Origin of the sequence: Micromonospora fulviviridis, from assembly GCF_014648395.1 — a bacterium.
Classification (GTDB): domain Bacteria; phylum Actinomycetota; class Actinomycetes; order Mycobacteriales; family Micromonosporaceae; genus Micromonospora; species Micromonospora fulviviridis.
The window spans coordinates 14,248-36,727 of record NZ_BMRA01000010.1; the positions used below are offsets into that span (position 1 = coordinate 14,248).

Here is a 22,480-nt window from a genome sequence, read left to right on the forward strand (position 1 = left end):
ATGACCCTGCCATCCCCCGTGCTCGACGACCGCAGCTACGAGCAGCTGCGGGACGAACTGCTGGCACGCATCCCCGTGTACGCACCGGAGTGGACCGACCGCGGTCCCAGCGACCCGGGTATCACCCTGCTGGAACTCGTCGCGCACCTGGGCGAGAGCCTGCTGTACCGGTTCAACCAGATCCCCGACCAGACCCGACTGTGGCTGCTGCGGCTGCTGCAGGTGTCGCCGTACCCGCCGCGCAGCGCCCGCGGCCTAGTCACGTTCACCCCGCTACGCGCCACCGGCGAGCCGGCCCAGATCACCCTCGGATCGGCAGTGGCCGCCGGCGAGGTGCCGTTCCGCGTGCTCAACGACGTCAACGTACTGCCGGTCGAGGTGTCCGCCGCCATCAAAGCCGTGGCGGCCGCCCCCACCGACCCGATCCTGATCGACGAGTACCAGCGAGTGCTCGACGCGGCCGACCTCAGTCCCGACCAGGCCGAGCCGTACGAGGAACAGGTGCTCGGCCAGGACCAGGCCGCAGCCGGGTTCCAGCCACTGGACGTGTCGAGGGCCGTCGACCGATGCCTCTGGGTCGCGGTGCACGCCCTGGACCGGCCGGCCGGCCTCGACCCGGCGGCGCTGCTCAGCGTGAACGGACCGCTCGGCCGGGCCCCGCTGGTGCTCGGCGTCGGCACCGACGCGGAGTACACGACGATCGACGAGGTCGAACCGTGCGACGAGTCGGCCCAGCAGCTCACGCCGGAGCCGGGACCCACCGGTCGGATCGATACGACGCTCATCTGGCAGGTCACCACGACCGCCACCACGTCCGACGGCACGCCGATCTTCCTGCCGGTCGACGTCGTGCGCGACACCACCGACGGGCTGCGCCACGATGGCGTCATCGCCCTGCAACTGCCGGCCGCCGAACTGGACGAGATCGGCCTCACCCCGCCGGACGACGACTTGGCTGGAATCGCCGACCGGCCACCCGCGCTGGCCGACCGCCCACCCGTACTGTTCTGGCTGCGCGCCTTCCCCCGTCAGGGAGTGCCCGAACTCGGACGGCTGCGCTGGATCGGGGTCAACGCCGCCGAGGTGGAACAGGTCGCCGAGGCGCCGCCGGAGCTGCTCGGGGTGGGCGTCGGGCTAAGCGGCCAGGAACTGGCCCTCGCCAATGCGCCCGTCGTGCCCGGCACGCTGCAGGTGGAGGTTTTCCAGGGCGACAAGTGGGTGGAGTGGACGATCGTCGACACGCTGGCCGCCAGCACCCGAACGGATTGCCACCTGCTGCTCGACCCCGGCGCCGGCCGCCTGCGCTGCGGCGACAGCGTGCGAGGGCGCGTCCTGCCCGCCCAGGCGCCGGTGCGTGCCGTGACCTACCGCTACGGCGGCGGGCGGCGCGGTCTGGTCAAGCCCGGCGACATCAACACCGTGCTGGACGGCCCCGACGTCACCGTCACCAACCCCCTGTCCACCACGGGCGGCGAGGACGCCGAACCCATCTCCCGGGCGCTGGAACGCATCCCCGGAGAACTGGTCCGCCACGACCGCGCGGTGACCGCCGACGACTTCCGCGAACTGGCCACCATCCCCGGTGTCGGCCGCGCCGAATGCCTCCCCCGCTTCGAACCCACCAGCCGCAGTTTCGACGCCGCCGGCGTAGTGTCGGTCGTGGTGTGGCCCACCGAGGACCCCCGGCACCCGAACGCCCCGCGCGCCGACGCGACGCTGCTGCGCGCAGTCTGCCGCCACCTGGACGCCCGGCGGCTGGTGACGACCGAGCTGTATGTCATACCGCCCACCTACCACCGGGTAGGGATCTCGGTCGGGCTGGCGGTGAAGAAGGGGTACAGCGCCATCGGCGTACGCCGCTGGGTAGAACTTGTGCTACGCCAGTACCTGGCGCCGCTGCCGCCGTACGGACCGGACGGTCGGGGCTGGCCGCTCGGCCACCGGGTCCACGGCCCGGAACTAGAAGCAGCCGTGCTTCAGGTGGAGGGCGTGGAGTTCGTCGAGGAGCTGAAGGTCGCCGACCTGCAACCGGCCCAGCCGGCGCCCGGCACCGTCAAACTGGCGGGTTGGGAGGTACCGGAGCTGACCGAGGTCACCGTGGTGGTAGGCCCCGCCCCCGACCCCGGTACCGGCGGCCCGCAACCACCACCGGCCCCCGCCCCCGTGCCGGTGCCCGTACCCAGAGACAAATGCTGATGACCGCCGTCCCGACACTGCCGCCGGCGTCGGCCGGACGCCGCATCGCGCCCGTCGTCGGCGCCGACGAGTGGCGGCGCTGCTTCCACCACAACACCGTCGTCGACCATGTCACCGGCGACGTGCTGCTCGACCACCAGCCTCGTCCGCCCGACGAGCAGTGGCCTCCACCAGCCGAGCCCGACATCGAGCCGGCCGGCCTGGCGTTCGACCGCGGCCACCTGTACCACGGCGCGCCCGAACGCGGACAGATCGAGCGAGTCCCCTGGCCCCGCCCGGCCGGCGCCGGCCCGATCGACCTGCTTGGCCCGCAGCAGCCGCCCCCCGCAGCCTCACCACGCGGGGTCGGCTTCGTCGCCGTCGGCGCCGCACTCGGACGGCCGCTGCGGGCCCGAGCGCTGGCTACCGACGCCGACGAGCACCTGTTCGTTCTCGACGGTGCGACCGGCACAGTCGCGGTGGTCGACCTCGCCGACGGCCGCCTGCTACGCACGATCACCCTCCCCTGGCCGCCGGTCGACCTCGCCGCCGCTGGACGGTCGGTGCTCGTGGTGACCGCGTCCCGGCGGCACCCGCTGGCGGAGGTCGACGCCCTCGGCACCCTACGCGAGGTGGTGCTGGACACCGGTGCACTGGCGGGCGTGCCGCCGGCAGCGGTGCCATCACGGGTGACCGTAGGCCCGGACGGGACGGTATGGCTGCTGCTGCGCGACGGAGGTGGCGCCTGGATCACCTCGGTCACCGGCTCCACCCTGCACGCCCCGATCGCAGTGACGGGAGCAACCGACCTTGAACTCGACGGCGAGCACCGGGTGGTTGCCGCCGGGCCGCCCGACCGCCCACTACGAACCTGGGCTGTCGTCGATGGCGCTGCCAAGGCGGACGTGCCGCTGCTCGCACCCAGGTACGACGGACGGGGCATCGTGCGCACCCCTGACGGGCGGATCGCGTACTGGAACGGCACCGCGCTACGCGTCGCGTCCACCGAGCGGGTCGCGTACTTGCCCCGGGGGTACGTCGACACCTACACCCTGGACAGCCTGGCCTACCAGCAGACATGGGGACGCGTGTTCGTGGAGGCGTGCGTACCACCCGGCACCGACCTCACCGTCGGGTTCGCCACCACCGACGACCCGCCCGACGGCGCAACCGGCCCGATCACACCGCCGGACACGGCGACCACCCTGCTCGCCCGCACCCAGCCGCTGCACCGCCGGGAGACCGGCCGGGAACTGCCGTGGGCCCCACTGGATCCACACGACCGCTACGAGGTGTACGAGGCGCCGGTGTCGGCGCTGCCGGGACGGTACCTGTGGGTGCGGTTGGGCCTGGCCGGCACCAGCCGTGCCACGCCTCGCATCCGGGCGCTTCGGGCCGAGTTCCCCAGCCACGACCTGCTGCGAAAGCTGCCGCGCAGCTACCGCCGCGACCCGGCTGCGGCGTCGTTCCTGCGCCGCTACCTGGCGCTGATCGACGGCTTGCTCACCGACATGGAACGGCGGGCCGGCGAACGCGACCTGCTGCTCGACCCGCGCGGCGCCCCCGACGAACTGCTGCCGTGGCTGGCCTCGCTGATCGGCCTGACCCTGGACGAGCGGTGGCAGGCCGCCGCCCGGCGCACGCTGCTGACCGAGGCGGTCTGCCTCTACCGCAAGCGCGGGACGGTAGCGGGGCTGCGCCGCCTGCTCGAGATCTACCTCCAGTGCCCGGTGGCGATCGTCGAGGAGTTTCGGCTGCGCGGCTCTGGCGGTGCGTTCGTCGGCGGCGACACCGGCGACCCGGGACCGGCCTCAGCCGTCGTAGGCAGCACGCTGCGCGTCGGCGGTGAGGTGGCGCGGAACCCGGACACCTCGCCGGCCGACGCGTTCCGCCTGCACGCGCACCGGTTCGCCGTGCTCATCGCTGGCGACCTCGACTGCGACCGGCTCGCCGTCGTCCGCGACCTGCTCGACCTTCACCGACCAGCCCACACCGTGGCGAGCGTGTGCACGGTGGGCGTCGGCATGCGGGTCGGCGTGAGCCTGCATTTGGAGGTGTCCACGATCGTCGGCCCCAGCTCTGGCTTCGTGCCGGCGGTGGTCGGCGCGAGCGCGGCCGGCCCCGCGACGATCCTCGGTCGCGGCCGGGCCGGCATCCGTGCCGGAGGCGCCCGACTTGGCGAGGGGACGGTGATCGATTCGTGAGCGTCACCGTCGACCGCCTGACCGTGCGCTGGCACCCCCACACCGACCCCGACGGCGCGGCCCGTCGCCGCCTCGACGGACTTGTCGCCCGGCTGCGCGACGACGCCCTCGAAGATGCCCTCACCGGCACGGCCGACGGCCGCGACACGCTGGTGTGCCTACGGCGGCTGGCTGTCGACCACCGGATGAACTGGGCTCTCGCCGACGCCGAACTGGTCGCCGGTTGGGGCCGGGCGCTCGCCGACGCCGCCACGGCCGCGCTCGCCGCGGGCGGCTCCGACGTGGTGCGGTTCCTAAGCCGGGCGCATGCCCGTCGAGACCTGGTCACCGCGGTCCTCGCCGATGACCGGGGCCGGGCCTGGGCGTGGGAGATGCTGCGGTTGTGGCCGTCGGGGGGCGCCGTCGACGGCAGCATCGACGGCGAGGCTCTCCGGCTGGCCCTGGCCGACGCCCAGGCCGAGGGGACCGCACCGGTCGTGGCACTGGTCGTGGCGGCGGCCGCGACCGGCCGGCTGGACCGCTTCGTCGCCCTCGCCGGCGCCGCGGCACTGGCCGACCTGACCGAGCGGGCATGGTTGTCCGCCGGCGGGTCGGTCGAGCTGTCCCGCGCAGTGGCCCCGCCGCCTTTCGGCTGGGAGGGCCAGGCCGCGTCCCGTGCCTCCCTGATGTCGGCCGGCCCACCGTCCGCGGCCCGGCGCCCAGTACCCGCCGCCGTGGATCAGCCTCCCGGCGCCACGGGTCAACCCGCCATGGACGGACACACCGCACCGAAGGCCCTGGCACCCGGCTCGGACGTGCCGGCACCCGGCACCTACGGCACCGCTTCGGCGCGGCTCGCCCAGGTGGTGGCAGAGCGGTCGGTGATCCACGCCGCGACGCTCGATGACGCCGACATGGACATCGCCGTGGCGCGGTTACTGGCGGCGCTTGCGGTCCTCGAGGTCGAGCCGGCGGCGGCCCGTACCGCCGCCGCGGCCGAGGCGGTGGCGGCGCTGGTCGACCTGCGAGCCGCAGCGCCCCCGGCGGATGGAGCGCAAGCCGGTGCGGTCGCCGCGCCGACGTACCACCGCGTGCAGTCGTGGCGAACCGGCTGGGGTGGATTGCTGTTCCTGCTTCCGCTGGTCGCCGAGGTGGGCCTGCCCGACCGGGTGGCCACCGACCCGGACCGGTACGGTCCGGCGCTGCGGCCAGTCCTGCACGCGCTGGCCCGCCGCATCATCGCGCGGGCCGTGCCCGACGGCGGGCCCGCCGCCCCGGACGATCCGGCTGTCTTGGCTTTCTGCGGCCTGCCACCCGACCGGGAACCTCCGCGCCCAGTGCCGGTTGTCGACGATCCAATCGACGACGAGGCCGACGGGGTTGTCGCCGCGCTCCGGCGGCGCCTGGTCGTCGACGACAGCATCGCCGAGCGTGCCCTGCTGTTTGCCACTTGCAGGCGGCGCGCCGAGGTTGAAGCCGACCCTGGCTGGATCGAGGTGCGACTGGACCTGGACGAGGTGAGCATCGAGGTGCGCCGCGCCGGCCTTGATCTCGATCCCGGCCACCTGCCGTGGCTGGGCTGCGTCGTGCGGTTCCGCTATGGCTGAGGCGACCGTGCTTCCCACCCGCGACTCATGTCCCGACCGGCTAGACGCCGCCCTCGCACGGATGGCCGGCCGGTTGAGCGTCGCGCTGGAGGCGCTCGGCGACGAGACCGCGGCGCGGTTCCTGCGGTTGCTGCCCGGCGCGGCAGCCGCCGGCCCGGTGGACGGCAGCTGCCTCGACCTGCCCGCCGGTGGCTGGCAGCCGGTGGACCGCCTGGTCGCAGGGCTGGCGCTAGGCCCGCTCGACCGTGATCTGATGGTTCTCTCGCCGATCGGGCACCACCACGAAGGGGTGGGCGCAATTCTGCGTGCCCTGCACCCAGAGGGGCAGCCATGGCCCACGGTGGGTCTCGCAGGCACGCTGGCCGAGCAGGGCCTCCTCGCCGGCGTCGCGACCCGCGCGGGGCTGCGCACCGCGCTCGCCGCCAGTCCGCTGGCGCGGGTACGGGCGATCACCGCCGACGGCACCGGGCCCTTCCCGGACCGGACGCTGAGGCCAGCGCCGTTGCTGTTCGAGGCGCTCGCCGGGCTCGACGGCTGGCCGGCCGACGCCGTGCCCGACCGCCGGCCGGCTCCCTCGTGGGGGCTGGACCACTGGCTGGAACTACCAGCCGTACGGGCCGCCCGCCTGGCCGTCGAACGTCAAGCGCCGGTGACCGTCCTCGCCACCGGTGACCGGCCCGGCCCGCTCGCCGGGCGCCTCGCCGCCCTGGTGTCAGCCTCCGGGCGCATACCGGTCGTCCTGCGGACCCGCCGGCCCGACCCCGACCTCGCCACCGCCGCGCTGGTCCTCGCCCTCGCCCGTGACGTCGTGCCAGTGCTGTGGTCCGACGACGCCCCAGTCGGTCAGCTCGACCTCACCGTCCCACCCGAACTCTCGGTGCCGCAGCGGTCGGTGCCGCTGCTCGTGGTCAACCGCGAGACGGCCGCCGCCACGTGGCCGAGGCGATTGCTGACCGTACCCGCGGGCGCCCTCGACCGGGCGGACCGGCACGCCGCTGCCGTCGCCGCCCTGCCAGAACTCGGCAACCCCGCCCGACCCATCGGCCCCGCCTCGATCGAACCCGGTGACCTCGCGGTGGCGGCCGCCGACGTGCGGATGCGCGCCGCCCTGCTGGACCGGCCGCTGGCAGCCGACGACCTGCGGCGCGAACTCACCGCTGCCGTCGACGCCCACACCGCCGACGCCGTTCCGCCGGGCGCGGTGCTGACGCACCCCCAAGCGGCGTGGGACGACCTGGTACTACCGCCGGACCGCACGCGCCAACTGCGCGAGGCGGTCGAACGGATGCGCGCCCAGCCAGTGGTCGTCAACCGGTGGGGGTTCCTGCCCGGTCGGCACGGGGCGCGGGGGCTGCGGCTGCTGTTCTGCGGCCCGCCAGGCACAGGCAAGACGCTCGCCGCCGAGGTCATCGCCGCCGAACTCGGCCGCGACCTGCTGGTGGTCGACCTGTCCCGACTGGTGTCCAAGTGGATCGGGGAGACGGAGAAGAACCTCGCCGCTGTGTTCGACGCCGCCGAGCGCAGCGGCGCGGCACTGCTGTTCGACGAGGCGGACGCGCTCTTCGCCAAGCGCACCGAGGTTGGTGACGCCCGCGACCGATACGCCAACCTGGAGACCGCGTACCTGCTGTCGCGGCTGGAACGCCTCGACGGCGTCGCCGTGCTCGCCAGCAACCTGCGCCAGAACCTCGACGCCGCCTTCGCGCGCCGCATCGAGTTCATCGTCCCGTTTGACCCGCCAGACGAGCAGGCCCGGCTGGCGCTGTGGCGGCGGCACCTTCCCGCTACCGCGCCTGTCGACTCCGCGGTGGACCTGAGCGAACTGGCCGCCCTGTACGACCTGCCCGGCGCGCTGATCCGCAACGCCGCCGTCGCTGCGGCCTTCCTGGCCGCCGCCGATGCCGACGCGGGTGGCGACGGCGGTGCCGCGATCAACCCCGCGCACCTCGTTCACGCCATCCGCCGCGAGTACGTCAAGGCCGGCCTGGCGTTTCCCGGTCTACCGCCGGGCGTTCCGACCGATCCATCGTCCAGAAAGGAGTCGCCGCGATGGCTGCACCGGTCACCGTGAAAGATCTCCGCGCCGTCCAGGTAACCCGGCTCGAGCAGACCGTCACCACACTCAGCGCGAAGCTGAACGGACTCCGGGCTGAACAGGCCGCGGCGGAGGCGGAGGAGAAGTCGGCAGGGATCGACCTGACGGCCCTGCGGGCCGCCGCGTCGACGCTGCAGCAGAAACTGGCCGCCGCCACCATGGGCGCCGACCGTCACGCCATCGAACAAGAGCTCGACGAGAACCTACTCGCCCAGCGACCGCTGGCCATCCGGTACGCGGCGGCCCAAGAGGCGGCGGCAACCAAGGCCCTCGAGGTGAAGCGCGTCACCGCCGCGAGCGAGAAGGCGAAGGGCGACACCGAGCGGGCGGCGGCGGAACTGGTGCTGGCGAAGCAGGACGCGGCGGCCGCGGACGTGTGGCGCATCGCCCTGGCCACCAAAGTCGTCGAGACGGTGGCCAAAGCACGTCGGCCGGCCGTCACCGCGCTGACCACCGCTGTGACCGGACGGCTCACGACGCTGCTCGGCGGGGCCACCCTGCACGACCTGGTCCAGGCCCGGGTGACCGACGCGCTGACCACCATCGAGGAGCGCCGGCAGGCCGTGATGCGGGCCGCCGCTGCCGTCAACGCGACCGCCGCCGCCCGCTCATTGATCGACGGCGCGGTCGCCCAGACCGGCGACGCCTACAACCGGGCCAGGTCGGCCGTGGCGGCTGCGCAGCGCGCGCCTGCAGACTTCGCCGCCGCGCTGCTGGTATTGCAGAAGGTTGTGGCATGGCCCGCGCCGACGACCGCAGTTCAGACCCGGATCGACGAACGTGGCAAGGCAGCGGTGGACTCCGGCGCGGCCGCCAAGGAGCACGCAGTCCGCGACGCTCTCATCTGCGACAGGTCGGCACGCGCGGCGCTGGCCGCGAAGGCCGGCCTCAAGAAGGCCCTCGACCCCGCGTACGACCCGGCCACCGACGACGAGGTTAAAGCCGAACGCGAGGCGGCAGCCGCGGCGGCTGCCAAGCTCGACGAAGCTATGGCCGCATTGCCCCCAAACCTGGTGGAGATCCTCGATGCATGGGAGGTGGCGGTGCCGCCCGACATTATTGCGCTCGCCGTTCAAGCGCTGCAGGCGGCCGACACGGTGAAGCGGCTGGCGACTCTGACCGACCCGGACAAGCTCGCCAACGACCTCACCACCGCCGAGGCCGCCTACGCCGACGCCCTGTACACCCAGCTGACCATTCAGTTACACCAGGACGCGGCCGCCGAGGACTTGCGGGCCCGGCGCGACGAGGCGGCGGCGATACCGGACGGCGGCGACCTCCGCGTACCCGCGCTGCCCCGACCGAGTGAATCACCATGATCACCGATCCGCCGCCGGCCACAGCGCCCGCCGCAGACCCGTTCACGTCGCTCGCCGTGCACTACGGAATGCTGCTCGGCGTCTCCGACTTCCAGGTGCTCGCCGCCAACCCACGAGGCAAACTGCAACTCCACCAGGCCTGGCAGCACGGCAAGGGCGTGGTATGGGGCTACGACGTCAAGGTCGCCGAGGACGAACCGACGCTACTGGTTGGGCCAGGCCTCGCAGTTGACGGGCTCGGCCGGGAGGTGTACTCCAGCGCCCCGATGTGTCTCAACGTCCACGACTGGCTGGAAGAGCAGGTCAAGGAACACGCGGTGCGGCCGGGCGGGGATGCCGACCGGAAGACGTTCGACGCCCGGCTGGTCCTTTGCTACGCGACCTGCCTGTCCCGCCCGGTCCCGTCCATCGGCGACACCTGCGGCCAGGCCAGCACCGCCGTCGAGTACTCCCGGATCCTCGAATTCGCGCACCTTGAACTGCGCCCCTACGATCGGCCGCGCGACCCATCCGCACCTGTGCCGCCGCCAGACGAGCGAGACAAGGTGTTCGAGCCGCTGCGCACACTGGTCCGCGATCGCGTGTGCCCGGACGGGACATCCGTGCCGCCGAACGGCTGGCTGCAGGCCTTCCGCAAAGTCGCGGCCGAGGTCGGCGCCTGTCTCGGCCCACCCGGACTCGTGCCACGACTGTCCGAACGCACCCGGCTCTACCCAGAAGACGAGCCCGGCGAGATCCTGCTGGCCGATCTGCCCGGCCTCGCCCTGGTACGCGTCGGCGACAGCTGGCGGCTCGAAGCCCCGATCGACCTGTCCGTGCGCCGCGCGCACCTGCCGACGTGGGTCATCGAAGAGCTGATCGCAGAACTGCTCGCTGGTTCCGCGGGGCGGCGACCGGTGGAACACGCGCGCGCGCCCCAAGTGCTCCGTATCCAGCGGACCGACAAGCACGTCACCATCGAACTCACCCACGACGTGGAGGAAGGCACCGTGGAGCAAGCCCTCGAATTGCACGCCTTCGACACCGATGTGGCCAAGTGGGCACGGCTGAAGTTGAACCCAACCTTCACCCGCCAATCCATGGGGCAGCCTTCGACGCCAGCCCGGATCAAGTTCACGCTGCCCAGCGCGCCAACGGCCAAACGGTCGTACCGCCTAGTGCTGCGGGGAACCGGTCCCACACCGCTGGTCCGCTTGGTGGACCGACGCCCAGTCCCGCTCGCTGGCCGGGTGGGCGATCCAGCGGCCCCCGCCAACGACGGCCATGACGTGGTCGAGATCCTCGCCAAAGGAATGGGGCAATGACCACCAATCCACCCGGAATCGTGTTCACCGGTGGCACGGCGGGGCTCACGTTCGTCCCCACTGACACGCCGCTGGTCGGCCTCAATTACTTCGACGGCCGGTTCCTGCGCGCGGCCGATCTCAACCAGGAGCGCCGCGCCCAGCGGGCGTACGTGGAGTTCGCCAACCGAGCCGGCGGGCCGGGCGTGGTGCACGGCTACGACGTCTCCAAACGGAGCGACACCCGGCTCGGCCTGTCCGCCGGTCTGGCCGTCGACCCGCAGGGCCGAATGTTGTACCTGCCGGAGGCGGTCGAGGCCGACGTCCCTGCGCTGTTGACGCCCGCCCCCGACAGCCCAGTGGTGGAGACACCGTCGGTCGGCTTCACGTGCTGTGCCCGTTCGGTGGTGGCCACCTCCGGCACCGTCGTCGGCACCACCACGCTGTATCTGGTCTGCCTGAGCCAGGCTCAGCAGATGTGCGGGGAGACCGAGGTGTTCGGGCGACTGTGCGCGGACGCCTGCGCGACCCCCACCGACGCCCCGTATCTGGTGGACGGGGTCACGCTGTCGTTGAGGCCGCTCGTGCTCAGCGCCGCGCTGCCAGCCCTGCCCCGGGTCACCCGACCGGAGGTCCACCTGCGCTCACAGGTCGCGGCCGCATACTTCGCCGAGGAGTGGCAGCAGGGCGGCAGCCTGCTGTCCGCAGCCGAGCTGGGACTGCACCGGTGGTGTGCCGGTGCACCCCCGGCCGCCGGCGCGCCGCTGGCCGGCGCCGACGTGGTGCCCCTCGCCGTACTGGGCTGGAACGGGGCACAGATCACCCTGCTCGACGGCTGGACCGCCCGCCGCGAACGAATGACCACCCCGCCCCGGTCGTATTGGGACGGGCGGCTCGAGCTGCGGCCCTGGCCGGTGTTCCTGGCACAGGTGCTGCAGTTCCAGTGCCAGCTCGCCGACCTGCAACGGGCCTCCCCGGCGGCGCTGCGGCACGCCGTCGACCCGGACCGGCCAGACAATCCCGCGCATGACCTCCTCCAGTGGTCCGCCCAGGTCATTGAGCAGCTCGCGGGTGAGCTGTCGCGGGCCGGGCGCCCGTCGGCGGCCGCGCGGGCGTCGGACCTGTTCAAGGCGCGGGTGACTGAGGCGGTCGAGGCCGTCCCAGCGGCGGCCACATCCGCACAGGTCCTGGTGGACAACGGCTTCGTGGAGCTGCCGCCGGCGGGCTACCTGCCCGTCGACCTCTCCACCCGCATCCCACTGCGCCGCCAGCTGGAGAACCTCCTCGGACCGGGCGTCGACCTGCGCCTGTGCACCGTCCGCCAAGACCAGATCGCGCACGAACTGGAACTGGCGACACACATGCGCCGCATCTCGCTGCTGCACGGCATCGAGCACCCCGACGCCCAGGAACCCGTCGACGTACTGGTGCCCAACGGCACCCTCCACCCGGCTGGCGCGACTCGCACCGGGGTGAGCCTCGCGGTCGACATCGACATCGCCGTGGGCAGGCGCAACGGCCAGCAGCGCTCCGGCGAACGGCTGACCCACCCGGCCGCGCAGATCGACCGGCAGCCGTCACTCTACGGCGCAGCCCGGATCGAACCGGGCCCGGCGATCCAAGCTACAGTCGTCGCCTTCGGTGCGGTCGAAGAACGAGTGGAGTACCTGATCCGTCGGCGGATCCGTCCGCCCACCCGGCCGCCCGCCAGCCTGGCCGAAACCATCACCGGTCTGGACGGCCTGAATATCGGCACCACTGCGCCGTGTATGGCCAAGGTCCGCGACGTCGCCCACCGCGTCAAGCGGTGCGCCACGCGGGTGGCCTCAGCGCCGCAGGCGCCAGGCGAGCAGGTCGTCGCGACGCTGTTGTCGCTGTGGATCCCGGTGGACCCGTTCGCTATGCCCCAGGGGGGCACCGCCCCGTTCAACGCCACGTTCGAGATCGTCCTTCCGGGCTCCGATCGAATGTCCATGACGCAGCGCTTCGACGGCCAGATCCAACGTGGCCTAGATCGAGCCGACGCCCCGGAGACAGAGGTGGTGCTAGAGCTGAGCGGCTGCGCCGAAGCCACCTACGACCCCGATCACCTCAAGCTGAATTGGTCGTTTAGCCACACGTTCATCGCGCGCCGGATGATGCTGGAGGGGTACGAGGCCATCTGGATCACCGACGACAGTTTCAGGTGGGTCGCCGCTGTGGCCTGGAAGGGCTCTCCGGTGCGTGCGAGGGGGCTGCTGCTCGACCTCTTTCAGGTGGATGTGCCTGACGCTGACGCCCTGCTCGCGGCGCTCAGAGCGGCGCTGCGAGAGCAGCTCCCCAAAGGAACAAAGCGGATATTGGCCGTTGACGGCACGGAGGACCCGACGATTCTGCAGCCGGGGAATGCGTACCACGATGCGGCCGTCGCAGCGTTGAAGATCCTGTCGACATTGCACGCTGACGGCGCCCTGTACGTCAAGCGCGGCGTGCGGCGGCTGTTCCCGCCTCGCGCCACGACTTCGGCTGAAGTTCGGGCGACGAAGGACTGGGTCCTTTTCCGCCGGCGCCTTCACGAGCAGTGCGAGGGCCCGGTAGACGCGCCGTCGGTCGCACCGAGCCGGGTCGCGGTGTGGCTGTTCCACGCCGCGGACGAGGGGCAGGCGCGGGATCTGGAGGCGCTGCTGCGTGGCAACGCGGGGGAGGAAATCCCGTGGAAGAAGGTCGACGTGGTGGAGTTCGAGCCGGGGACCACCAACCTGCTCACCAAGTCAGCAGCGTGGCAGAGGCACTACAAGCAGGCTGGCGGCGCGAACACCATCCGGTTCGCCGGCTACGGCGTCGTCCCGGGATCGGCCACCGCACCGGTCAAGGTCGGCCAGGGCCGGGCACTGGCCCTCGTCTACGCGTGCGCCGGCGTGGCCACGCTCGCCAACGACGGCGACGGAGACCTCATAGTCAACCCGCCCGCCGACCAACTGGAAGCCGGCACGGACGCGTCGATATTCTTGATCACGTATGAGGAGGTGAGCGACTGCGTCCAGGTGATCGCGGTCGACGCCTGCGGCGACGGCGGGCAGGCCCTGGCTGATGCGGTGCGGTCGGGCAACGTAGACGACGTTGACCAGTCCGGAGAACAGTTCCACGTGCTCGCAGACATCCACTTCAACAGTGACTCGGACCGTCGCGATCTCATCGGGCAAATCGGAGGAGCGCTGAACGAGTACGCGTGGGAAGTGCGCCAGCGGTGCGACATCTCATCCCCCGTGGGCCTGGAATCGATTGCCTGGACGCGGGTCCCGCGTGACCAGCAGGCCGTGGCAGCCGATCACTGTGCGACCATCTATAGCGGCCTGCGCCGCAGCGTCGGCGGTAGCCACGTGGAGTGGTTGGGGCCACCGGATAGACCAATGGCGATCAACTTTTCCGGCGAGGGTTGCCCGACCAGACTGTACGTCCTGCTGACACCGACCCAGATCGGTTGATCAACGTGGCCGCCGGCGTTTCGTCAGCCGACACGGAGAGGAAACCCGACAACGACACCCGCCCGAAGGCCGCCGAGCAGACACCAGCTAGCGCGTCGGCGACCCCGACGGCTGCCGCCGCCGCGACCGCCGGCGGCAGCCTCGGAGCGCGTGCCGTCCAAGCAAAGGCGGCCGTGGGCAACGCCGCGATCGGCCCGGCCGGCGCACCCGCGGCGGCACTACCCGGTCAGGCACTACCCGGTCAGGCACCGGCCGGGCCTTCCGGGCCGCTCGGTGAGGTCGTGCAGCGCAGGGAGGAGAACAACGCCCCGCTCGCGGAGATCCAGGGTCTGCCGATGTACGACCTGTTGCCTCGATTGGCCAAGCTCGCAGAGAAGGTTCTCAGTGATGAGGAGGCTGGCGGGTTGGTCGGCGGACCCAGGCTCGTGCTCGCCATGCAGACCGTGCGCGCCAAAATGCAGCGGGATCTGGAATTTCTTCTCAGAGAAAAGAGGCGGGTCGAGACACTTCCCCGGGATCAAATCGCGGACATTGTCAACTTTCTGTGGGGACCGAACGTCGGCACGAGTACCGCGCTCGTGAACACGGATTTGGGAATGGATCCGATAATCGCGCCACCGGCCAGTGTCCGACTCCCGGGCGAGGCGGCGCGCGCTGGCGACGGCGGCATCACCGTGGACGACGAGTCCGGCCCGCAAGGCATCAGCGATTTCGAAGAAGACCTGCCCGAGAATCGTAGCCGCATCAGCGGCGTTGTGCTGGACCCGGAAACAAAAGAAATCATCGGGTACCGGACGTTTCATGCCGACGGAATCTCCCGACTCGTCGATCGCGAGGGTAACTTTGTCGTGGATGCCGGGGCTGCGGTCGGCGTCGAATCCGAAGGGCTCGGTCCGCTGGACTACGTTCCGACACCGTCCGGCGTCGGCAAGGGCGCCGCTGGCGTCGGCGCGAAACTGCTTGTCAAAGGCGCGCTGAAGAAGGGAGCAGCCTCTGGCGGCAAGGTGACGCTAGGCGCCATACTGAAAATGAGGAATGTCGCCAAGGCTGTCGCCAAGAAAGCGATTTCGCCCAACGCGGAAGGAAAGGCTTTCATTCAGGCAGTACGATCCGGGAAACGAGTCAGCCGCACATTGTCCGTCGAGGCGGCCGAGTCTCTCGCGAAGAAATTCGATAAGGGCATGCCAATCATCGCAGCCGAAATGAACAAGCGCGGCATCATCGGGCCATTCGATTCTTTCTCGGTATTCACCAGAGGCCACGGCGGCGCGTACCAGGCCCACCACATCATTGAACAGTCCGTTCTCAAGCATCTTGGGCACGACGTCCAAAAGGCCCCGTCGATCATTCTGACAGCAGGTCAGCATTCGCCGATTTCTACCGCGCTGGCTAAGAAGATCCCTAAGGACGAATTGGAGCACATGACCAAGAAGGAGATTCTCGATTTATACCGGAAGGTCTACAAGGGCGTGCCGGAGTGGATCGCCGAAGTGGAGCGGTATCTCAAATAGGACACGCTTAGTACGGCAGCCGCCAATTGCTAGTGCCTCGTCATGCAGCCTTGAACGGGTAATCCGGGTGGCGTATCTTGGAGCCGGCGGCGAATGCGGTTTTGGGTTTGGCTCGGTGGTTGCGCCAGCGGATGTAGTCGCCGATGGCGGTGTCCTGCTCGGCGTGGGTGCGGTGGTCGGTGCCGTTGAGGGCGAAGTAGCGAACGGCGGCGAACTCGGCCTCGATCCAGTTCAGCCACGACGCGTACGTCGGCAGGAACACCAGCTCCACCTCGTTGGCGGAGCACCAGGCGCGGACCTCGGGGTGCTTGTGCGGGGAGAAGTTATCCAGAATCACGTACAAGGTCTCGCCGGGCCAGCGGCGACGCAAGGTCTTGAGGAAGGCCAGGAACTCGCGCCTGCGTTTGCGGTCACGGATGCGGTAATGCATCTTCCCGGTGGCCAGGTCCAAGGCGGCGATCATGTGCCGGACGCCTTGGTCGCAGGTGTAGGTGGCCCGCAGCCGCACCGGCTGGCCCTGGGATCGCCAGGCGCGGCCGGGGCGGGGTTGCAGGTTCAGCGGCCCGAACTCGTCGACGCAGATCACCCGCCCGTTGGCGGGCGGGTGGTCGTAGAGGTCCAGGATCCGGCGCATCTTCAACGTGAAGTCGGGGTCGGTGCTGGCCTTCCAGGCCTTGGTGGCCTGCCAGGACACCCCGCGCTCGTGCAGGATCCGCCGGACGGTCTCGGCGCTGATCGTCGTGACGTAGCCAGCCTCGATCAGGTAGTCGCGCAGCTTCGACAGTGACCAGCAGGAGAACGGTTTGCCGAGGAAGCGGGGGTCGCACCGGGCGATGACGCAGATCCAGTCGCGGGCCTGCTCATCGATCGTCTCGGTGCGCCCCCGCTCCATTTGGGTCCAACGCGTCGAACCCCCGCTCGTTGAACGCGTGGATCACATCGCGGACGTAGTCCTCGGTCACCTTGAGCAGGTGGGCGATGTCCGGCGCCGGCTGCCCCTGGCATCAACACCACGATCGCCCGGCGCAGCTTCACCGGGTCCTTCGCCGTCCGGGTGATCCGCTGCAACCGCTGACCCTCGGCCATCGAGACCTGCCGGACGAACACCTCCGGGCGTCTGCCCACCGGCTACCACCTCCCACCGTGAACGATGAGAGACAGCCTGCCGGACGAGTCCTCAGAACCGACGGATTACACGATCAACGTTCAAAGACGAGGCACTAGCTGACCAGGGCGTAGTCCCGGTTCAGCCGTGTGCGTTGGTGGCATCAGCGTGCGCGGGCCTGGTGACGGCGTCGCCAGTTGAGCCAGTGCGTGTCGTGGCCGGGCGGTCTCGGATGGTGGAGGGCGTTACCGGGACCGCGAGGGTTCTCTCGCGTACGACCTGCGCGGCTGCGACCCTTGGTGGCTCCTGCCGTGGGATCAGGATCGGGGAGCGGGGTGGGAGCAGTCGGGTGCGGTGAACGACGTTGAATTGCATTCAACGACACCGAACGGCTTTCAACGGCACCCGCTTGGCCTCGGGTTCTGCGTTTTCGCAGTTCAGAGTCGGCGGAGCGTCCTGCTTCACACGGAGTGCTCCGCCGTTTGAGGCAGCGGTCGACAGCAATCTATGTCGCCTGGAAGGGGAGTATCGGTCGTCGACGCCGGTGACGACCTTCGCCTCACCACCGTCAGCCAGCCGAATGCCGCCGACGATGTCCAGCTGCCACAGCTCCATCGGCCGGGCACGTTCCCACCGCTTATAGTCCTCCCGCCGCCTGCGGCGAGGCGTCGGGTTGATCAGCCTGTGCCGGATCAGCACCCGATGCACCGTGATCCGCGACGGGATTGGGCCAGGGCAGTCCCGGCGGCCGAGCTCGAAGACCAGACGACGGGCACCCCAGCGAGGATGATTCCGCCGCAGCTCACAGATCAGCGCCTCCACCTCCGGCGGAATCTGCCCAGGTGACGAGTGCGGCCGGCTGGACCGATCGGCCAGCCCTTCCAGACCCTCGTCGGCATACCAGGCCAACCAGCGATGCACGGCCTGGCGGGAGACTCCAAATCGTTCGGCGACGTCCGTGACCGTGGATCCGGCAAGCACGTCCTGGACGGCTCGATACCGCTGTTCCATCACGCTCATCTCCACCAACACTCGGCGGAGTGTCACCCAGGTCCTGATACCGATGTGTCACGCAGGTCCCGAGACCGGACAGCCGGCTGCCGGCCGTGTGCGAGGACTTTCCTTACGTCTATCAAGGCAGCCCGAGACGGGCCGCACGCGCCGCCGCCTGGGCGCGCGTCCGACGCTCCGCTGTCGCTCCACGCCGGCCACGCAGAACGCCCGTCGGCTGGCGCGGAGAGCGGGAAGCCCAGGGACCGCCGCAGACGGGCTGGGCGTGGAAGTGGTGGCGGCTCGTCGCCGGCAGCCGGCCGCGCCGCGCCCGAGCGATGCGGCGCAGGGAAGGGCACGCCGGATCCGCGCGGCGGGTCGCGGCCGTCGGGACCGGAGTCGGCGGCGCGAGTGTGCCGGGCCGCTCCTCCAAGCTCAAGGGCGCTGCGCGTCGCAAGCGACGGCCCTGCGGGCCGCCCTTGACCTCGGAGCCTCTGCGAACCTCTCGCAGGAGTCGGGGGCAGGCCGATGGCCTGCCCTTACAAGGTGCGCGCCGCCAACTCCGGCCCCGACTCGTCACCGCTCACCCAGGGCGTCAAGGTCCGCTTGAGATGGCGCGTGCTGGCCAGCGGCCCCGCCCTCAGACGGGCAGGTCCACCTCGCTGGCTGCGAGCCACGGACGGCCGACTCAGTCAGATCTAGGACAGCTCATTCTGCTGTCCGTAGTCTTCCTCACCCTTTGATCATATAGTGAATCCGACGTACCCCAACCGGTGGCTCTCCTAAAGGAGAAGACGTGATTCGACCGATTCAGGCATGGCCGGGCGGGCCTCATCCTGCGCAAATTGCAGCTCTTCAAGCCCAGGCCGCAGCTATCGCGGCTGCGCGGGCCGGAATGAACAGGATTTCCCGCCACTTGCTTCTGCTGCGCCGATGAGAACGCGGTGGGAGTACCTAGTTATGACCTTCACTTGGCGACCTGCTGAGCCTTACTGGCAAGGCAAGTATGAAGTAAACCGACCGGGACAAGAAAAGCCGGAGGTGTTTCCCGTCGAGAAGCGGTATCCGGACCTGCTTAACGAACTCGGGGCCGAGGGGTGGGAGCTTTCGACAGTATCGGTACTTGACACCGTGGTTTCCACCAACCGCGCGGGCTTCCAGAACGCCGGCATGCCGGTCAGCCTCAGTTGGACCTTTAAGCGCCAGGCCTCCTAGCTTCGGCAAGGAGCGATGTCTCTGGTTAGTGTGTACTTCGGTGGCCGAGGACCGCCGGACCAGAGTTAGGGGTAGGTGGCATGTGTCGATTGCCGGGCGAAGTATTTCCTTTACGCCGAACCAATGACCGTGCCCGATCCGTGCCCGACGCAACGGTCAACACAGGCTCCCAGCGGCACGCTGGCAGCGGATAGCTCAACGCTGCGTGCTTGCCTGCCAAGTAGGGCAGTTACCCTCGGTATAGATCAACACGATTCCCAAGCTCACAGTAGTCGGGCAGGATGGGCCCGGATGGTGGCGACGGCGGAGGGTGACTGTGGCCCGACGAGCACCTCGTCAGCGGGTGGCCGCCAGCCGCCAGCGCCGACAGCAGCAGGAACCGCGCGAGCGCGCGAAGGTCACGGACGAGGGCGGTTGGCAATCGCCCGGGCACCGACAGTCGGCCGCTGAACGCATCGATTGTCACGGCTACGTAGGCTCTGGCCAGCGGTTGTAGGCCAAGGAGACGGCATGCCGAAACAGGGTTCTGTCCAAAAAAGACGGCGGGCGGCGATGAGGCCCCAAAGCCGCTACACGGGAAGTTGCGGAGGGTGGGGCAGGGTGCAAGAACCACTTGACGGGGCACAAGGGCAACGCCCAGCGTCGATCGCGCCGGCCCGTAGGTTTGTTCATCGCGGCAACCTAGATGCTCCGTTGGTGACTTGGCCTGCTGAGGGGCCTCGGACTCCAATGATCGCACCCCTGAACCACCGATAGCTCGATCCGACGCGGCTTGCGGTCGCGGACCAGGGCATCTCGATGGGAAGATGTATCAGTGCGCGACGAACCCGCCAGCCCAGACGTGATACCCCCGCCGAACGCTCGCTTGGATGGGCCGGACAGGTTGTTGTTGGTTTGCCCGCATTGTGAGCGACCGTCAATACAAGTAGTCTGCGGTACGGTGTTAGAAGAGAGTGACCCAGACGAATCGCTAGATCCAGATGTTGCCTACTCACTGCTTCGGTGTGGAGAGTGTGGTCGAGCGTCACTGCGGGCCAGGGAGATGGCTGCACACGCTTGGAATAGCGCAACCTTCATATATCCGGCACGTCGACCGTTAAGCGCGAGCGTGCCGGAAGAGATTAGGAAAGAGTTTGACGAGGCTCAAATTTGCTTCGACGCAAAGGCCTACACGGCGACTGTGGTTATGGTCCGCCGAACTCTTGAAGGTGTTTGCAAGGAGAACGGTATCAATGAACGGGCCCTTGCTAAAGGCTTGGAAAGACTGAAAGGTTTAGGCCTTATCGACACCACCCTTGCCGAATGGGCTGATGGCCTTCGAGTCTTGGGAAATCAGGGTGCGCACTTCACAGGAACCCGCGTAGCAAGGGGTGACGCAGAAGACGCTCTCGCCTTCGCGGAAGCCTTCTTGGACCAAATCTACGTCCTTCGGAAGAGGTTTGAGGAGTTCAAGAAGCGAATCAGCTCCACGGGTAACTAATCGGGGCCTTGATTGGCCGGGCAGGCGGGCTGAGCGACAGCAACGTTGACAGCAGCCACCCACTCGCCTTCTGACCTGGCCAGGTGCTCCCTGCCGGCCGCCGCGAGGTCGGAGCCTCGTGATCACATGGGCAGCCCTGCCTCTTAATCCGGTGGTCCGTCTCGGAGGCGAGGCAGCCAATAGGCAGCGAGACGTCCAGCAACGGGCGGCAGCAGACGAGTGTAGGCAGCAGAGGGAGCCTGCTCGACGGTGCAAGGCGGCGTTGGATGGCATGCAACGGTGCAGCGTGCCCGCGTTCACACGGAGTGCTCAGCGGTTTTGCGCAACAGTCGACAAGGCTCTATGTCGCCTGGCAGGGGAGTGTGCGCAGGTCGTGGCGGTAAGGAGCCGCTGGATGGCCTGACCTTGCAGGTGGGAGCAGATTGGGTGCAGGTCGGCGAAGTGGTCACCGCGCCCGAAGTGCTCACCGACACCGGACGGGGGCGAGGACTTTGACCTGCGGTGATGTGGTCGAGTAATCCGGAGTGACCTCCCAGAGAACACCGAAGTGGTCAGCGTTTGCTGCCCCCCGCCTGGCTGCCATGGCGTGTCGTCCTGGCCCGCTGACGCCAGCTACCGCGGCCTTCTTCCATCGGCGGATGGCTTTAGATCCGCCGTGGCGGAGTCGGTCGGCATTCCGGCAGCTGGGACCGGAATCCCACGGGCAACGTTCTGGCCAGCGCTTCCTGCATGGCGACCTCTTCGGCGCGCGCGAAGTGTCAGTACCGATGGCCCAGGTACAGGGGCCGAAGTCCGCTCATTGCGAATAGCGGACGTCGCCGTCCGGACGGTCGGGCAATCATGTTGGCTGCGCTTGGTAGCGAAACCGGAGTCAGCAGCAGAGTGAACGGAGTGATGACCGACGAAGAAGCGCCGCGCCGCTCGCAGCTCCCAGATCCAGTCCGACCCCATCAGGGCAGGACGCGATCCCCTTCGGGCGTGGGCAATCCCACTACAGAACGCGGCTGTAGCGCCGTCGCCACCGCAGGTACCCGTCGGCCTACAGTCGGCCGCATGTACTTCGTGTGTCGTTGGCGGGAGGACTCGCCGTTCAGCAAGCGGGTGGTCGCCCTGCCCGAAGCGACCGTGCTCGACTGGTTCCGCCGCGGCTGGGAGCACGACGACCCGGACGCATGGATCGACAGCGAGTTGGGCGGCAACGTCTACGGCCTGGAGTCGATCTTCGAGGAGGTCCAGGGGCGGAACCTGCCCCGGCCGGAGACCGTTGACGAACTGCGCGAGCTGCTGAACGAACATCTGTGGGTGGAGGGTGACGACGAGGGCACCTTCATCCGGCTCGGCGAGCACGCCCTGAGAGTGCGTACCGATGACGACGAGGTGGACCTGGCATACTACTTCGTCGACGACGAGGCCGCCGCTGCGTCGCCCGACCGGCTTGCGTTCATACTGCACGACACCTGGCCCCTGCCAGCCAGCACGGCCGCGCCAGGCGCGGCCTTCAGCCATGGAGTACCGGTCCGTACCGTCCGGCTGGCCCCGCCCGGACCGGAGTCCGTCTTCTCGGTCCGCCTGTGCTGGGCATCGCCCGATACCTATCGAAACCTGGACCTGGCCGGCGCCACCGTCTTCCCCGGCCTGACCCTGCCGGACCTCGCCGCCCACCTGCTCGGCGTCGACGACCCCGGCGCTCACCGCTGGCCGCACGACGCCCGGCTGCTGCGGGCCCTCGTCGCCCCCGGAGAGAACGACGCCGGCCCGGCGCTGGAGCGCTACGCCCGGCTGCCCGGATACGCCCCATCACCCGCCGGCCTCGACCGAGTGCCCGCGCACGACGCAGTCCACCGGGAGATGCTGGAACTGCGGCCCGAGGAGCGCCCCACCGAGTCGCTGATCCGGCTGGATGCGCACATCGCGCAGGTCGCCCGGTACATCGACAGCTTCTTCGGGTTCGATCAGTGGTTCCTCTTCGACACCCGGTGGGCGGCGGCCCACCCCGACCTGGCCCGCTCGCTGCTGCGCTACGCCGCTCACTGGGACCCATACGAGACATAGA

13 protein-coding genes and 1 pseudogene are annotated in these 22,480 nt (G+C 69.6%); 11 read left to right on the top strand and 3 right to left on the bottom strand.

The features are described from left to right. Genes IEY96_RS24145 through IEY96_RS24180 form a run of 8 tightly spaced genes read left to right on the top strand, consistent with a single transcriptional unit; the run spans nucleotide 1 to nucleotide 15,637 of the window. Nucleotides 1–2,196 (top strand): putative baseplate assembly protein, encoded by a 2,196-nt coding sequence (locus tag IEY96_RS24145; RefSeq protein ID WP_189197114.1) that lies wholly within the window; start codon nucleotides 1–3, stop codon nucleotides 2,194–2,196. Then, the gene (locus IEY96_RS24150; RefSeq protein ID WP_189197115.1) at nucleotides 2,190–4,379 is read left to right on the top strand and encodes a phage tail protein; all 2,190 of its coding nucleotides are present in this window, start codon (nucleotides 2,190–2,192) and stop codon (nucleotides 4,377–4,379) included. The genes IEY96_RS24145 and IEY96_RS24150 overlap by 7 nt, the downstream gene beginning before the upstream one ends. Next, on the top strand, nucleotides 4,376–5,965 hold the full coding sequence (locus tag IEY96_RS24155) for a hypothetical protein (protein ID WP_189197116.1): 1,590 nt from the start codon (nucleotides 4,376–4,378) through the stop codon (nucleotides 5,963–5,965). Before IEY96_RS24150 ends, IEY96_RS24155 begins: the two co-directional genes overlap by 4 nt. Then, nucleotides 5,958–8,036 carry an ATP-binding protein gene (locus tag IEY96_RS24160; protein WP_189197117.1) on the top strand — a complete coding sequence of 693 codons (2,079 nt, stop codon included), beginning with the start codon at nucleotides 5,958–5,960 and terminating at the stop codon, nucleotides 8,034–8,036. Before IEY96_RS24155 ends, IEY96_RS24160 begins: the two co-directional genes overlap by 8 nt. After that, nucleotides 8,015–9,379 (top strand): hypothetical protein, encoded by a 1,365-nt coding sequence (locus IEY96_RS24165; protein WP_189197118.1) that lies wholly within the window; start codon nucleotides 8,015–8,017, stop codon nucleotides 9,377–9,379. The genes IEY96_RS24160 and IEY96_RS24165 overlap by 22 nt, the downstream gene beginning before the upstream one ends. Continuing rightward, nucleotides 9,376–10,683 carry a hypothetical protein gene (locus IEY96_RS24170; RefSeq protein ID WP_189197119.1) on the top strand — a complete coding sequence of 436 codons (1,308 nt, stop codon included), beginning with the start codon at nucleotides 9,376–9,378 and terminating at the stop codon, nucleotides 10,681–10,683. The genes IEY96_RS24165 and IEY96_RS24170 overlap by 4 nt, the downstream gene beginning before the upstream one ends. Then, entirely contained in the window at nucleotides 10,680–14,126 is a 3,447-nt protein-coding gene (locus IEY96_RS24175) for a hypothetical protein (protein WP_189197120.1), read from the top strand. Before IEY96_RS24170 ends, IEY96_RS24175 begins: the two co-directional genes overlap by 4 nt. Then, nucleotides 14,123–15,637 carry a hypothetical protein gene (locus IEY96_RS24180; protein ID WP_189197121.1) on the top strand — a complete coding sequence of 505 codons (1,515 nt, stop codon included), beginning with the start codon at nucleotides 14,123–14,125 and terminating at the stop codon, nucleotides 15,635–15,637. Before IEY96_RS24175 ends, IEY96_RS24180 begins: the two co-directional genes overlap by 4 nt. A 40-nt stretch (nucleotides 15,638–15,677) precedes the next feature. On the opposite strand, the gene IEY96_RS24185 is transcribed toward IEY96_RS24180, so the two are convergent. The 3 genes and pseudogenes from IEY96_RS24185 to IEY96_RS24190 all read right to left on the bottom strand — a co-directional run. After that, nucleotides 15,678–16,529: an IS630 family transposase gene (locus IEY96_RS24185; protein ID WP_194500082.1), complete on the bottom strand. Its 852-nt coding sequence runs from the start codon at nucleotides 16,527–16,529 to the stop codon at nucleotides 15,678–15,680. Continuing rightward, nucleotides 16,498–16,599 (bottom strand): hypothetical protein, encoded by a 102-nt coding sequence (locus IEY96_RS33280; RefSeq protein ID WP_194500083.1) that lies wholly within the window; start codon nucleotides 16,597–16,599, stop codon nucleotides 16,498–16,500. The genes IEY96_RS24185 and IEY96_RS33280 overlap by 32 nt, the downstream gene beginning before the upstream one ends. Nucleotides 16,600–17,273: 674 nt before the next feature. Further along, nucleotides 17,274–17,762: pseudogene (locus IEY96_RS24190) on the bottom strand (helix-turn-helix domain-containing protein); the annotation flags it as partial. Nucleotides 17,763–18,692: 930 nt separating this feature from the next. Here IEY96_RS24190 and IEY96_RS24195 point away from each other — a divergent pair. The 3 genes from IEY96_RS24195 to IEY96_RS24205 all read left to right on the top strand — a co-directional run bounded on the left by IEY96_RS24195 (nucleotide 18,693) and on the right by IEY96_RS24205 (nucleotide 22,479). Continuing rightward, on the top strand, nucleotides 18,693–18,947 hold the full coding sequence (locus IEY96_RS24195; protein WP_189197122.1) for a hypothetical protein: 255 nt from the start codon (nucleotides 18,693–18,695) through the stop codon (nucleotides 18,945–18,947). A 1,108-nt stretch (nucleotides 18,948–20,055) separates the two neighbouring features. After that, the gene (locus tag IEY96_RS24200; RefSeq protein ID WP_189197123.1) at nucleotides 20,056–20,427 is read left to right on the top strand and encodes a DUF4145 domain-containing protein; all 372 of its coding nucleotides are present in this window, start codon (nucleotides 20,056–20,058) and stop codon (nucleotides 20,425–20,427) included. A 1,053-nt stretch (nucleotides 20,428–21,480) separates the two neighbouring features. Beyond that, on the top strand, nucleotides 21,481–22,479 hold the full coding sequence (locus IEY96_RS24205) for a hypothetical protein (RefSeq protein ID WP_189197124.1): 999 nt from the start codon (nucleotides 21,481–21,483) through the stop codon (nucleotides 22,477–22,479). Nucleotide 22,480: the final 1 nt, after the last annotated feature.

Coding starts and splice junctions, on each gene's coding strand:
- IEY96_RS24205 (WP_189197124.1), top strand. CDS start 21,481: ATGTACTTCGTGTGTCGTTGGCGGGAGGACTCGCCGTTCAGCAAGCGG.
- IEY96_RS24185 (WP_194500082.1), bottom strand. CDS start 16,529: ATGGAGCGGGGGCGCACCGAGACGATCGATGAGCAGGCCCGCGACTGG.
- IEY96_RS24150 (WP_189197115.1), top strand. CDS start 2,190: ATGCTGATGACCGCCGTCCCGACACTGCCGCCGGCGTCGGCCGGACGC.
- IEY96_RS24195 (WP_189197122.1), top strand. CDS start 18,693: ATGACCTTCACTTGGCGACCTGCTGAGCCTTACTGGCAAGGCAAGTAT.
- IEY96_RS24165 (WP_189197118.1), top strand. CDS start 8,015: ATGGCTGCACCGGTCACCGTGAAAGATCTCCGCGCCGTCCAGGTAACC.
- IEY96_RS24175 (WP_189197120.1), top strand. CDS start 10,680: ATGACCACCAATCCACCCGGAATCGTGTTCACCGGTGGCACGGCGGGG.
- IEY96_RS24160 (WP_189197117.1), top strand. CDS start 5,958: ATGGCTGAGGCGACCGTGCTTCCCACCCGCGACTCATGTCCCGACCGG.
- IEY96_RS24170 (WP_189197119.1), top strand. CDS start 9,376: ATGATCACCGATCCGCCGCCGGCCACAGCGCCCGCCGCAGACCCGTTC.
- IEY96_RS24145 (WP_189197114.1), top strand. CDS start 1: ATGACCCTGCCATCCCCCGTGCTCGACGACCGCAGCTACGAGCAGCTG.